The sequence below is a fragment of the Janibacter sp. LM genome, assembly GCF_039631275.1.
Classification (GTDB): domain Bacteria; phylum Actinomycetota; class Actinomycetes; order Actinomycetales; family Dermatophilaceae; genus Janibacter; species Janibacter terrae.
In genome coordinates this window covers 121,438-134,468 of the sequence record NZ_JBDIVG010000006.1, presented here as the reverse complement: position 1 = coordinate 134,468, position 13,031 = coordinate 121,438, and the positions used below count along the sequence as shown (strand labels likewise).

Here is a 13,031-nt window from a genome sequence, read left to right as displayed (position 1 = left end):
CCTCGCCTTCGCAAGAGTTTCAAACTCTTGCGAAGGCGAGGTTTATCGGGTGACCCGAGAATCCTGGGGCAGGTGGGGCGCCTCCCTCAGCGCAAGCCACCCACCAGCGCCGAGACGCTCACCCGCGGGCCGGTGAAGAAGGGGATCTCCTCGCGCACGTGCAGGCGGGCCTTGGAGGCGCGCAGCTCGCGCATCAGGTCGACGATGCGGTGCAGCTCGTCGGCCTCGAAGGCGAGGATCCACTCGTAGTCGCCGAGGGCGAAGGCGGGGATGGTGTTGGCACGCACGTCCGGGAAGTCCTTGGCCATCGCGCCGTGCTCGGCGAGCATGAAGCGGCGGTCCTTGTCGTCGAGGACGTACCAGTCGTAGGAGCGCACGAAGGGGTAGACGCACACGTAGTCGCGCGGCTCCTCGCCGGCCATGAAGGCCGGGACGTGGCTGCGGTTGAACTCGGCCTGGCGGTGCACGGCCGCGTTGGACCACACCGGCTCGAGGTGGGCGCCGAGCTCGGTGCGCAGCAGCCGCTTGTACGCGTCCTGGAGCAGCTCGATCTCGTCGGCGTGCCACCAGACCAGCAGGTCGGCGTCGGCGCGCAGGCCACCCACGTCGTAGACGCCGCGGATGCGCACGCCGCCGTCGGTCACCTCGGCGAAGAGGGCCTCGACCTCCTGCACGAGCGCATCCCGGTCGGTGTCGCCGAGCGGGGTGGTGAGCGCGAAGGCGGAGAACATCGCGTAGTGGATGCTGCTGTTGATCGCCTCGAGCTGCTCGCGGGTGGGCTTCTCGGGTGCGGGCCGGGTGGTCATGCGGACTCCTGTCGGGTGGTGGACGAAGGGGGCAGTGCGTCGAGGACCGTGGTGGCGGTCGCGGCCGCGCCGGCGAGGACGGCGCCGATGCCGACGCCGTCGTAGGCGGCACCGGCGACCTCGAGCCCGGGCAGGGCGGCGACGGCGGCGCGCACTGCGGCGACCCGGTCAGTGTGCCCGAGGTCGTACTGCGGCAGCCCGCCGCCCCAGCGCTGCACGTGGACGTCGACGGGCTCGGGCAGGGGTGCGCCGACGGCCGCGCCGATCTCGGTCAGGGCGACCGCGGTCAGCTCGTCGTCGTCGCGCTGCAGCGCGGCGACGTCGCCGGCCCGGCCGGCCGAGGCGCGCAGGAGGAGGACGTCCTCGCTCGCCTCGCCGACCCATGCCCACTTGGTCGCGGCGAAGGTGCTGGCCTTGATGGTGCGCCCGTCGACGGCCGGCACGAGGAACCCGCTCCCCGGCAGGTCGGGGGCGCCGGCGCGCGGCAGCGCGAAGGTCATGACCGCCATCGACGCGTACTCGATCCCTGCGAGCGCAGCGGCGGCTGCCGGGGCGTGGTCGGTGAGCAGGCGGGCCGTCGGGGCGGCCGGCACGGCGAGGACGACGGCGTCGGCGTCATGGACCACGGGGGCCTTGGTCGCGCCGGCGACGACCTGCCAGCCGGTGCTCGTGCGGCGGACGCGGCGCACGAGGGCACCGCTGTCGATCCGCCCACCGGCGTCGGTGACGCTGCGTGCCAGGGCGTCCGCGAGCGTGCCGATGCCCCCGACGAGTCCCATCACGCGCGGGCGCGGGGGTGCGTCGGCGGGCGGGAGCAGCGACGCGACGGCCTCGGGCATCGCCAGCCCCTCGCTCATCGCGGCCCACAGCACCGGCATGGTCGCGCGCAGGGAGAGCCGGTCGACCCGGCCGGCGTAGACGCCACCGAGGAGCGGCTCGACGACCCGGTCGACGACCGCCCGGCCGTACACGGCGCCCACGGACGCGGCGACGCTCACGTCGTCGGCGTCGAGGACGAAGGGAGCCGGTCGCGCGGCGCGGGCGACCTCCCCTTCGTCGAGCAGGCCGGCGAGATCCGTCTCCGGGCCGGGGACGCCGAGGAAGCTGCGGCCGGGCACGGGGTGCCGCGCGCCACGCGACCAGATGGCGGCGGGGACGGGCTCGGGGTGCACGACCCGGTCGGCGAGACCGAGGTCGGCGAAGAGGGCGCGCCCCGCGGCGCTCGAGGCCACGACCGACTCGGCACCGACGTCGACGAGCACTCCCCCGACCTCCGCCCGACGGACCTTGCCGCCGGGGCGGTCGCCCCCGTCGAGGAGGGTGAGCTCGAGCTCGGGTCGCGCCCTCAGGAGGTGGTGGGCCGTGGCCAGCCCGGCGAGGCCCCCACCGACGACGACGACACGCGAACCCATGCCCCGAGTCTCCCACCCGCGCAGATGGAACCGATCGGTGCCCTCGTCGCGTCTGAGGCACGAGACGGTCGGGACCGCCCGACCGCGCGAGCAGCAGGGGGCAGCACGATGAGGACCACGCAGACGAGGACCTGGGCGGCACTCGTGGCGGCGGGCGGGATCGCCCTCGCCGGCTGCAGCGCCGGCGGCTCCGAGGGCGGCGACGCCGTCGGGCCGGAGAGTGGGGCGAGCGCGGCGTCGGACTCCGCAGCCGGGTCGGGCGAGGCCGCGAAGGACGTCAGGAGCGCCGGCAGCTACAAGGCCCCGAGCAACGCCCACGTCGCGCGGACGGCCCGCATGTCGATCACCGTCGAGGACGTCGAGCAGGCCAGCGCCAAGGTGCGTTCGGCGGCGAGCGAGGTCGAGGGCTACGTCTCGTCCGAGGACTCGCGGGCCGCGACCGACGAAGGGGGCCGCGCCTGGGCCGAGATCACCGTCACCGTGCCCGTCGCCGAGCTGGACGCGACGATGACGACGCTCGCCGACGTCGGCCACGTCACGCAGCGCACGAGCACGGCCGAGGACCTCAGCTCGCAGTACACGGACACGTCCTCGCGGGTGCGGACCCTCACGCGGTCGGTCGAGCGCCTGCGCAAGCTCATCGCCTCCACCGAGGACCTGAGCCAGATCGTCACGCTCGAGGACGAGCTGTCCACGCGCGAGGCGGACCTCGAGTCGATGGTCAGCCAGCGCACGGCCCTGGAGCGGCGGACGACGACGGCCCCCGTGACGGTGAGCCTGTCGACCGAGCCGCCTCCTGCGGACGGACCGGCCGAGGACGAGACCGGCTTCGGCGCCGGCCTGCAGGACGGCTGGCGGGCCTTCACCTCGGCGCTCGAGGTGGGCGCGACCGTGCTGGGCGCGGTGACCCCCTTCGCCGTGACCGGCCTGGTGCTCGGCGGCCCGCTCGTGTGGTGGCTGCGTCGCCGCACCCGCCGGCCGGGACTGACGGGGACTACCGCGCGCTGACGTCGTGCACGAGCTCGACGACGCGGGTGAGGACCACCGGGTCGGTGTCGGGCAGGACCCCGTGGCCGAGGTTGAAGATGTGACCGGGTGCGGCGCGGCCCTCCTGCAGGATGCGCCGCACCTCGCGCTCGACGACCTCCCAGGGGGCGAAGAGCAGCGCCGGGTCGAGGTTGCCCTGGACCGGGTGGGTGCTGCCGACCCGCTCGATGGCCTCGGCGAGGTTGACGCGGTAGTCGACCCCGATGACCTCGGTCCCTGCGCCGGCCATGTCGGGGAGCAGCTCACCGGTCCCCACGCCGAAGTGGATGCGCGGCACACCCGAGTCGGCGAGGGCGGCGAGCGTGGCGCGGCTGTGCGGTAGGACGTACCTGCGGTAGTCGGCCTTGGACAGGAACCCGGCCCAGCTGTCGAAGAGCTGGATCGCGCTGGCGCCGGCCTCGACCTGCACCTGGAGGAAGGCGGTCGAGATCTGGGTCAGGCGCTCGCACAGGTCGTTCCACAGCTGCGGGTCCCCGTGCATGAGCGACTTGGTCAGCTCGTGGTTCTTGCTCGGCCCGCCCTCGATCAGGTACGAGGCGAGGGTGAAGGGCGCCCCGGCGAAACCGATGAGCGGCGTCGGACCGAGCTCGAGGACGATCCGCCGGACGGACTCGGTGATGTCCGGGACCATCTCCGGCGTCAGCTCGGGGATGCGGTCGAGGTCGGCGCGGGACTCGAAGGGCTGGTCGAGTACCGGCCCGACCCCCGGCTCGATGTCGATGGCGATGCCCGTGGCCTCGAGCGGCACGACGATGTCGGAGAAGAAGATCGCCGCGTCGACGCGGTGCCGGCGGACCGGCTGCAGGGTGATCTCGGTGACGAGGTCGGGGGTGCGGCAGGCCTGAAGCATATCCGTCCCGCGACGGATCTCCCGGTACTCGGGCAGCGACCGCCCGGCCTGGCGCATGAACCACACCGGCGTGTGGGGCACGGACTCGCCACGCGCCGCGCGGACGAGGGGGCTGTCGGAGGGCGAGGCAGTGGTGGTCACGCTCGCATCCTCCCACGGTGACCGCAGGACGAAGGGGGGTCTCCCCCTTGGTCGCCGCCCCTCGGCGTGCCCTCCCGCGCGAACGGCCCCGCGCGACCTAGTCTCACGAGGTGGCCACCCGAGAGATCTCCGACGCACCGTCGCCGGACTTCGCCCGCGCACTGCGGAGCCTGCACGAGACCCGCCTGCGCCCCGAGGTCCGCCTCACCGAGGTGCCCGCGCCGACCCGGCTCGCCCCCGACGCCGTCGCGATGACCGCCGACATCGTCGACTCCGAGGACGGCGAGGACCTCGCGACCGGACGCTTCGTCCTGCTGCACGACCCGGCGGAGCCCGAGCCCTGGGGCGGTCCGTGGCGGGTCGTGACCTTCGCCCGGGCCGAGCTCGAGGCCGAGGTCGCCGGTGACCCGATGCTCGGTGCCGTCGGCTGGTCCTGGCTCACCGACGCGCTCGAGGCGCACGGGGTCGGCGACGCCAACCTCGCGGGCACCGTCACGCACGTCGTGTCGGAGTCCTTCGGCGACCTGGAGGACCGGGAGGTCGGCGTCGAGATGGAGATCCGTGCGTCGTGGAGTCCCGCCGACGCCTCCGTCGGCACCCACCTGCTCGCCTGGATCGACATGCTCGCCACCGTCGGGGGCCTGCCGCCCCTGCCGCCCGGAGTGGTGGCCCTCCCGGGGCGGCGTCGTTGAGCCAGCCGCCCGCACCGGACGGGAGCGCCGCCGAGGAGGCCCCGCTCCCCGTCCTCACCGCCCCCGCCGACGGGGTGCCGCCGGTCATCACCTCCGAGACCGAGCTCGACGACTGCGCAGCGGCGATCGCCTCGGGCACCGGCCCGGTGGCCCTCGACGCCGAGCGCGCCTCCGGCTACCGCTACGGCCAGAGCGCCTACCTCGTCCAGGTGCGCCGTGACGGCGCCGGCACCTGGCTCATCGACCCGGTGACGCTGCCCGACCTCGACCCCCTCGACCGGGCCATCGGCACCGGCGAGTGGATCCTGCACGCGGCCACCCAGGACCTGCCCTGCCTGCAGGACCTCGGCCTGTCGCCCCGCCAGATCTTCGACACCGAGCTCGGCGCCCGGCTCCTCGGGCTGCCCCGGGTGGGCCTGTCCGCCGTCATCGAGCACTACCTCGGGATCAGCCTGGCCAAGGAGCACTCGGCCGTCGACTGGTCGACGCGTCCGCTGCCCGAGCCGTGGCTGCGCTACGCCGCCCTCGACGTCGAGGTCCTCACCGAGCTGCGCAACCTCATGGGGATCGACCTGGCCGCGCAGGGCAAGAGTGAGTGGGCTCGCCAGGAGTTCGAGGCGCTGCTCACCTGGCGGCCGGCCGTCAAGGAGGACCCGTGGCGCCGCACCTCGGGTCTGCACAAGATCCGGCAGCCCCGGGTCCTCGCGACCGTGCGCGAGCTCTGGTACGAGCGTGACCGCATCGCCCGGGACCGCGACACCTCCCCCGGCCGCGTCATCCCCGACACCTCCCTCGTCGACATCGCGCTGGCCAACCCGCAGTCCGCGGGCGACCTGCCACGGGGCCACCGCGCGATCCAGCGCAGCCAGCGCGCCTGGCTCGACGCGGTCCAGCGCGCCCGCAACCTCGGCGACGACGAGCTGCCCGCACCCTCGCTGAAGTCGGACGGCCCCCCACCGCAACGCTCGTGGGCCAACCGTGACCCGATCGCGGCCGAGCGGCTGACGACGACGCGCGAGAGCCTCGGCGCCTTCGCCGAGGAGCACACGATCCCGATCGAGAACGTCTGCTCGCCCGACCCGCTCCGCCGGGTCATCTGGTCGCCGCCTGCCGAGCGCAGTCCCGAGGCCTTCGCCTCCGCGCTCGCCGACCTCGGGGTGCGCCCCTGGCAGCGCGAGATCGTCGCGCCGATGATCGCCGACGCCTTCGCCGCCCACCCCGACGCCTGACCTGCGCGCCTGGTGCGACCGTCCCTTCGAGACGGTGCTGCGCAACCTCCTCAGGGAACGTGTCTGCCCGGCCGCTCCCTCAGGGAACGTGTCTGCCCGGTTGCTCCCTCCAGGACGTGGCTGTCTGCCCGCCTGTGGGACGCGTCACTGCACGAGCTGATGGCAGATAAGCAAGCGCTTAGTAGCCTGAGGTCACCTGCACCACGACAGAGAGGCCAACCGTGCCCCGCACTTCTCGTGAGGTCGTCTTCGTCGACGGCGTCCGCACACCGTTCGGCAAAGCCGGGGACAAGGGCATGTACGCCCAGACCCGCGCCGACGACCTCGTCATCAACTGCATCCGAGAGCTCATGCGGCGCCACCCGCAGCTGCCGCCCGAGCGCGTGGAGGAGGTCGCGATCGCCGCGACCACCCAGATCGGGGACCAGGGCCTCACCCTCGGTCGCATGGCCGCGCTGCTGTCGGGCCTGCCCACCACGACCCCCGGTTACTCGATCGACCGCATGTGCGCGGGCGCGATGACCGCGGTGACCAATGTCGCTGGCGCGATCTCCTTCGGGTCCATCGACATCGCCGTGGCCGGGGGCGTCGAGCACATGGGCCGTCACCCCATGGGCGAGGGCGTCGACCCCAACCCGCGTGTCGTCGCCGAAAAGCTCGTCGACCCGTCCGCCCTCGTCATGGGCAAGACGGCCGAGAACCTGCACGACCGCTACCCGAGCCTCACCAAGGAGCGCTCGGACAAGTTCGCCGTCAACAGCCAGCGCAAGCTCGCCCGGGCCTACGAGGACGGCAGGATCCAGCCCGACCTCGTGCCGACCGCGACCCGCCACGCCGACAAGGGCTGGGGCCTGGCCACGGCCGACGAGCCCCCGCGCCCGCAGACGACGCTCGAGTCCCTGCAGAGCCTGAAGACCCCCTTCCGCCCGCACGGCAAGGTCACGGCCGGCAATGCCGCCGGTCTCAACGACGGTGCCACGGCCTGCATCCTCGCGGCCGAGGAGACCGCCCAGGAGCTGGGCCTGCCCGTCGGCATGCGCCTCGTCGAGTTCGCCTTCGTCGGCGTCGAGCCGGAGGTCATGGGCTACGGCCCCGTCCCCGCCGCGGAGAAGGCTCTGGGCAAGGCCGACCTGACGATCGACGACATCGGTCTCTTCGAGCTCAACGAGGCCTTCGCCGTGCAGGTGCTCGCCTTCCTCGAGCACTTCGGCATCGCCGACGACTCCGACAAGGTCAACCGCTACGGCGGCGCCATCGCCACCGGGCACCCGCTCGCCTCCTCCGGCGTGCGCCTCATGACGCAGCTGTCCCGGCAGTTCGCCGAGGACCCGAGCGTCCGCTACGGCATGACCGCCATGTGCATCGGCATCGGCATGGGTGGCGCCGTCATCTGGGAGAACCCGCACCACGCCGACTACGGCAAGGAGAACTGAGCATGAGCGAGCCCAAGCCCGAGGTCGTCACCCGCGCCCTCGTCCAGGACGTCCAGCTCCCCGCCGACGGCGGCACGCTGGCCCTGATCACCCTGGACAACGGCCACGACCACACCAGGCCCAACACCTTCGGTCCCGAGGGCCTGGCCGGCCTGTCAGCCGTCGTCGAGACCCTGCAGCAGCGTGCGGAGGCGGGCGAGATCGTCGCGGTCGCCGTCACCGGCAAGCCCTTCGTCTTCGCCGTCGGTGCCGACCTCTCCGGCGTCCCGGGTGTCGCCACCCGCGAGCAGGCCCTCGAGATCGCCCGCGCCGGCCACGCCGCCTATGCGGCCGTCATGGACCTGCCGGTGCCGACCTTCGCCTTCGTCAACGGGGCCGCGATGGGTGGCGGCGTCGAGCTGTCGCTCGCCTGCGACTACCGCACCATGAGCAGGGCCGTGCCCGCGATCGCCCTGCCGGAGGTCTTCCTCGGGCTCGTGCCGGGCTGGGGCGGCTGCTACCTCCTCCCCCGCCTCGTCGGACCGGAGAAGGCGCTGCGGGTCATCATCGAGAACCCGCTGAGCACCAACCGGATGCTGAGCGGCCCGGCGGCCGCCTCTCTCGGCCTGGCCGACGTCCTCCTCGACGGCGCCGACTTCCTCGAGCAGTCGATCATCTGGACGGCCGGGGTCCTCTCCGGGGAGACGACGGTCGAGCGCGAGCCGGTCAGCGACGACGCCGCCGTGTGGGAGGCCGCTGCCGCGGCCGCCACCCAGCTCGCCGACGCGAAGACCGCGGGGAAGTCCCCTTCGCCCTACCGTGCCATCGAGCTCGTCACCGCCGCCCGCACGGCCGGACGCGACGCCGCCTTCGCCGCCGAGGACGAGGCCCTGGCCGACCTCCTCATGGGCGACGAGCTGCGCGCCGGCCTGTACTCCTTCGACCTCGTGCAGAAGCGCGCCAAGCGTCCTGCCGGCGCCCCGGACAAGGCCCTCGCCCGTCCCGTCGGCAAGGTCGGCATCGTGGGCGCCGGCCTGATGGCCAGCCAGCTGGCGCTGCTCTTCATCCGCTCGCTCAAGGTGCCGGTCGTCATGACCGACCTCGACCAGGCGCGTGTCGACAAGGGCGTCGCGTACGTCCACGCCGAGATCGACACGTCCCTGACCAAGGGCAGGATCACGCAGGACAAGGCCAACCAGCTCAAGGCGCTCATCACCGGCTCCACGAGCAAGGACGGGTTCGCCGACGCGGACTTCGTCATCGAGGCCGTCTTCGAGGAGATGGGCGTCAAGCAGCAGGTCTGGGCCGAGGTCGAGCAGATCGTCACGCCCGAGTGCGTGCTCGCGTCCAACACCTCGTCGCTGTCCATCACCGAGATGGCGTCGCGGCTGCGGCACCCGGAGCGGGTCGTCGGCTTCCACTTCTTCAACCCGGTCGCGGTCATGCCGCTGCTCGAGATCATCCCGGGCGAGCGGACGGACGACGCGGCGCTCGCGACGGCCTTCGCCACCGGCAAGGGCCTGAAGAAGACGTGCATCCTCGTCAAGGACTCGCCGTCCTTCATCGCCAACCGCCTGCTCGGCCGGTTCATGGGCGAGTTCAGCCGGATCGTCGACGAGGGCACCCCCGTCGAGGTCGCGAACGAAGGCATCGCGGGCCTGGCCCCGATGCCCCCGCAGGTCCTCGTCGGCCTCGTCGGGCCGGCGATCGCGCTGCACAACAGCCAGACGCTCCACCGCGAGCTCGGCGAGCGGTTCTACGTCTCGCCGAACCTCAGGGCGATCGTCGAGGCGGGCAAGCGTGGCTACGACGACGACGGCGTGGCGGAGCTGCTCACGGCCCCCGCCTCCCCGGTCGAGCTGACCTCCCAGCAGGTGCGCGAGCGCGTCCTCGGCGTCCTCGCCGAAGAGGTCCGCACGATGCTCGACGACGGTGTCGCCCAGGCCCCGATGGACATCGACCTGGCGATGATCACCGGCGCCGGGTTCCAGTTCTGGAACGGCGGCCTCACCCCGCTCCTCGACCGTGAGGGCGTCTCGGAGCAGGTCACCGGCCAGCGTTTCCTGCCCCGCGGCGCTGCCAGCGTCCCGGCCTGAGGCGCGGGCTCAGCAAGCGTCTCGAAGGGGGGTCCCGCCGCTGGGCGGGACCTCCCCCTTCGTCACGACACGCACGGGATTCCAGGATCTGCTTCTATCTCATATATGGGTTACGGTTGAGCGCATGTCTGATGACTACCTGGCCCGTATCGGCACCACCATCAAGGAGGCGCGTCACCGCGCCGGCCTCTCCCAAGCGGACCTCGCGGTGAAGCTGGAGACCAGCCAGAGCGCGGTCGCCCGCATCGAGGCGGGCGGTCAGAACCTGACGCTCGACAACCTCGCCCGGATCAGCGAGACGCTCGACACCGAGCTCGTCGCCCTGACCCGCACCCCGACCAGTGGCGCGGTCCACCTGAAGATCGAGGGGGGACGTCGCCTCTCCGGAGCGATCGACGTCAAGACGAGCAAGAACGCCGCCGTCGCCCTGCTCTGCGCGTCGCTGCTCAACAAGGGCACGACGACCCTGCGCAACCTGGCCCGCATCGAGGAGGTCAACCGGATCCTCGAGGTCCTCGACTCCATCGGGGTCAAGACCCGCTGGCTCCCCGACAGCTCCGACCTCGAGATCACCCCTCCGGCGCGGATCAACCTCGACGCCATGGACGAGGAGGCCGCACGGCGCACCCGCACGGTGATCATGTTCCTCGGCCCGCTGCTGCACGAGTTCGACAGCTTCCGGCTGCCCTACGCCGGCGGCTGCGACCTCGGCACCCGCACCGTCGAGCCGCACATGACCTCGCTGACCCACTTCGGCCTCGACGTGACCGCCACGCAGGGCTGGTACGAGGCGAAGGTCACCGACCAGGACGCCACCGACACGACGATCATCCTCACCGAGCGCGGCGACACCGTCACGGAGAACGCGCTCATGGCTGCCGCCCGTCACCCGGGTCGCACGACGATCCGCAACGCCTCGCCCAACTACATGGTCCAGGACCTGTGCTTCTTCCTCGAGAAGCTCGGTGTCCAGGTCAAGGGCATCGGCACCACGACCCTGGAGGTCATCGGGCTCACCGAGATCGACGTCGACGTCGAGTACGCACCGAGCGAGGACCCGATCGAGGCCATGAGCCTGATCGCCGCCGCGGTCGTCACCAAGTCCGAGATCACGATCCGCCGCTCCCCCATCGAGTTCCTCGAGATCGAGCTGGCGACCCTCGCCGGCATGGGCATGAAGTACTCCCTCTCGCAGGAGTACCTCGCCGACAACGGCCGCACCCGCCTCGTCGACATCACCACCCACCCCGGGCCGCTCAAGGCGCCGATCGACAAGATCCACCCGATGCCCTTCCCCGGTCTGAACATCGACAACCTGCCCTTCTTCGCCCTCATCGCCGCCTGCGCCGAGGGCACGACGACGATCCACGACTGGGTGTACGACAACCGGGCGATCTACCTCACCGAGCTCAACAAGATCGGCGGCAAGGTCACCCTCATGGACCCGCACCGCGTGCTCGTCGAGGGCCCCAACCGGTGGCGCGCGAACGAGGTCACCTGCCCGCCGGCGCTGCGTCCCGGCGTCGTCGTGCTGCTCGCGATGCTCGCCGCGCCGGGCACGTCCTACCTGCGCAACGTCTACGTCATCAACCGCGGCTACGAGGACCTGGCCGAGCGCCTCAACGCGCTCGGGGCCAGCGTGCAGCCCTTCCGCGACATCGGCTGACGTTCCCGCGCACGACGAAGGGGGAGGCCCCACCGGATCACCGGTGGGGCCTCCCCCTTCGAGACGCTTGCTGAGCAAGCTCCTCAGGGCGGCGCCCTTCGAGACGCTTGCTGCGCAGGCTCCTCAGGGCGGCGCCCGTCGTCCTCAGGTCGGTCAGAAGCTGCCGAAGATCGTGCCGAGCAGGATCACGACGACCAGCGCGAGGACAGGGACGGCGATCGCGACGACCGCGATGTCCTTGTAGGACTGCCGGTGGCTCAGGCCGCAGATCGCGAGCAGCGTGATGACCGCGCCGTTGTGCGGCAGGGCGTCGAAGCCACCCGAGGAGATCGCGGTGACGCGGTGGACGAGCTCGAGGCTGATCCCCTGCTCGATGGCCATCGTCTTGAACTGGTCGCCGAGGGCCTCGAGGGCGATGCTCATGCCGCCGGACGCGGACCCGGTGATGCCGGCGAGGACGTTGACCGAGAGGGCCAGCGAGACGAGCGGGTTGCCCGAGATGCCCAGGACGGCGTCCTTGATCGTGGCGAAGGCGGCCAGCGAGCTGATGACGGCTCCGTAGCCGACCTCGGACGCGGTGTTGAAGATCGGGAGCAGCGAACCCATCGTGCCCTCGTTGACCGCACCCTTGACGTCGGCGATCCGGGTCCAGTTGGCGCCCAGCGCGATGACGATGGACGCGACGAGCGCGACGATGATGCCCCAGATGCCGGCGACGTCGTCGATGCCGACCGACCCGTAGGCCTCCTGCTTGAGGTACTCGAAGTCCATCGCGGGGAAGATCCAGTTGACGAGCGCGTAGTTGAGCGCGATGACGACGAAGATCGGGAGGAAGGCGATGGCCCACGGGACCTCGGGACGGTCCATGAGGTCCTCGTCGGTCTCGCTGACCTCGAGTGCCGGGGCCTTCTCCTTGACCGCGACGGTGGCGCCGGCGCTGCCGTCACCGCCGTCGAGCGGGGCGTCGTCGTCGCGCTTCCTGCCACCGAGGCCGAGGAAGCCGCCGCCGCCCGGCATCACCGGGGGCTCGTAGACCTCGCCCGCCGCGACGAGCTTGCGGGAGCGGTGGTTCAGCCACGCGACACCGCCGCCGAACATGATCAGGCCGGCGACGAGACCCAGGCCGGGGGCCGCGAAGGCGTTCGTCGAGAAGTACGGCGACGGGATCGCGTTCTGGATCGCGGGCGTGCCCGGCAGGGCGGTCATCGTGAAGGTGAAGGACCCCAGGGCGATCGTCGCGGGGATGAGCCGCTTGGGGATGCCGGACTCCTTGAACAGCGCTGCGGCGATCGGGAAGACCGCGAAGGCGACGACGAAGAGCGAGACGCCGCCGTAGGTGAGGATGCCGCAGGCCAGGGTGATGGCGAGGATCGCGCGCGAGGCGCCGATCCGGTCGACGATGAAGTCGGCGATCGCCTTGGCGGAGCCGCTGACATCCATGACCTTGCCGAAGATCGCTCCGAGGAGGAAGAGCGGGAAGTACGTGATGGCGTACTTGCCCAGGGCCGGCATGAAGACCTGCGTGTACGTCGCGAGCAGCGGCCCGCCGGCCAGCAGCGTCGCCAGCAGGGCGAGGATCGGGGCGAGGATCAGCACGTTGATGCCGCGGTAGGCCAGGTACATGAGCAGGCCGAGCGACAGGACGATGCCGACGAGTCCTAGGGACATCGGTCTTCCTAC

The 13,031-nt window shown here is 71.8% G+C and carries 10 protein-coding genes; 6 read left to right on the top strand and 4 right to left on the bottom strand.

The annotated features are described in order from the left end of the window. Nucleotides 1–86: 86 nt before the first annotated feature. Together hemQ and hemG are read right to left on the bottom strand one after the other, a co-directional pair. Nucleotides 87–806 carry a hydrogen peroxide-dependent heme synthase gene (gene hemQ / locus ABC138_RS04405; protein ID WP_068324591.1) on the bottom strand — a complete coding sequence of 240 codons (720 nt, stop codon included), beginning with the start codon at nucleotides 804–806 and terminating at the stop codon, nucleotides 87–89. Further along, nucleotides 803–2,218 (bottom strand): protoporphyrinogen oxidase, encoded by a 1,416-nt coding sequence (gene hemG, locus ABC138_RS04400; RefSeq protein ID WP_345912834.1) that lies wholly within the window; start codon nucleotides 2,216–2,218, stop codon nucleotides 803–805. The genes hemQ and hemG overlap by 4 nt, the downstream gene beginning before the upstream one ends. A gap of 108 nt (nucleotides 2,219–2,326) precedes the next feature. On the opposite strand from hemG, the gene ABC138_RS04395 reads away from it, so the two are divergent. After that, nucleotides 2,327–3,226 carry a DUF4349 domain-containing protein gene (locus ABC138_RS04395; protein ID WP_170307473.1) on the top strand — a complete coding sequence of 300 codons (900 nt, stop codon included), beginning with the start codon at nucleotides 2,327–2,329 and terminating at the stop codon, nucleotides 3,224–3,226. Here ABC138_RS04395 and hemE read toward each other — a convergent pair. Then, nucleotides 3,213–4,256: a uroporphyrinogen decarboxylase gene (gene hemE / locus ABC138_RS04390; RefSeq protein ID WP_170307474.1), complete on the bottom strand. Its 1,044-nt coding sequence runs from the start codon at nucleotides 4,254–4,256 to the stop codon at nucleotides 3,213–3,215. The genes ABC138_RS04395 and hemE overlap by 14 nt on opposite strands. Nucleotides 4,257–4,366: 110 nt before the next feature. Here hemE and ABC138_RS04385 point away from each other — a divergent pair, with 110 nt between their 5' ends. The 5 genes from ABC138_RS04385 (at nucleotide 4,367) to ABC138_RS04365 (ending at nucleotide 11,351) form a co-directional block, all read left to right on the top strand. Further along, entirely contained in the window at nucleotides 4,367–4,948 is a 582-nt protein-coding gene (locus ABC138_RS04385) for a DUF3000 domain-containing protein (RefSeq protein ID WP_068325413.1), read from the top strand. Next, nucleotides 4,945–6,177, top strand: coding sequence for an HRDC domain-containing protein (locus ABC138_RS04380; protein WP_345912833.1), 1,233 nt, complete (start codon nucleotides 4,945–4,947; stop codon nucleotides 6,175–6,177). Before ABC138_RS04385 ends, ABC138_RS04380 begins: the two co-directional genes overlap by 4 nt. Nucleotides 6,178–6,398: 221 nt before the next feature. Then, nucleotides 6,399–7,610 carry a thiolase family protein gene (locus ABC138_RS04375; RefSeq protein WP_345912832.1) on the top strand — a complete coding sequence of 404 codons (1,212 nt, stop codon included), beginning with the start codon at nucleotides 6,399–6,401 and terminating at the stop codon, nucleotides 7,608–7,610. 2 nt (nucleotides 7,611–7,612) lie between these two features. After that, a complete protein-coding gene (locus tag ABC138_RS04370; RefSeq protein WP_345912831.1) occupies nucleotides 7,613–9,685 on the top strand; it encodes a 3-hydroxyacyl-CoA dehydrogenase NAD-binding domain-containing protein in 2,073 nt (690 codons plus the stop codon). 124 nt (nucleotides 9,686–9,809) lie between these two features. After that, entirely contained in the window at nucleotides 9,810–11,351 is a 1,542-nt protein-coding gene (locus ABC138_RS04365; protein ID WP_068324609.1) for a UDP-N-acetylglucosamine 1-carboxyvinyltransferase, read from the top strand. A gap of 153 nt (nucleotides 11,352–11,504) precedes the next feature. On the opposite strand, the gene ABC138_RS04360 is transcribed toward ABC138_RS04365, so the two are convergent. Next, on the bottom strand, nucleotides 11,505–13,019 hold the full coding sequence (locus tag ABC138_RS04360) for a GntP family permease (protein ID WP_068324612.1): 1,515 nt from the start codon (nucleotides 13,017–13,019) through the stop codon (nucleotides 11,505–11,507). Nucleotides 13,020–13,031 lie beyond the last annotated feature (12 nt).

Excerpts from the sequence above, each read along its gene's own strand:
- hemG (WP_345912834.1), bottom strand. The coding sequence starts at position 2,218 with ATGGGTTCGCGTGTCGTCGTCGTCGGTGGGGGCCTCGCCGGGCTGGCC.
- ABC138_RS04365 (WP_068324609.1), top strand. The coding sequence starts at position 9,810 with ATGTCTGATGACTACCTGGCCCGTATCGGCACCACCATCAAGGAGGCG.
- ABC138_RS04370 (WP_345912831.1), top strand. The coding sequence starts at position 7,613 with ATGAGCGAGCCCAAGCCCGAGGTCGTCACCCGCGCCCTCGTCCAGGAC.
- ABC138_RS04360 (WP_068324612.1), bottom strand. The coding sequence starts at position 13,019 with ATGTCCCTAGGACTCGTCGGCATCGTCCTGTCGCTCGGCCTGCTCATG.
- ABC138_RS04395 (WP_170307473.1), top strand. The coding sequence starts at position 2,327 with ATGAGGACCACGCAGACGAGGACCTGGGCGGCACTCGTGGCGGCGGGC.
- hemQ (WP_068324591.1), bottom strand. The coding sequence starts at position 806 with ATGACCACCCGGCCCGCACCCGAGAAGCCCACCCGCGAGCAGCTCGAG.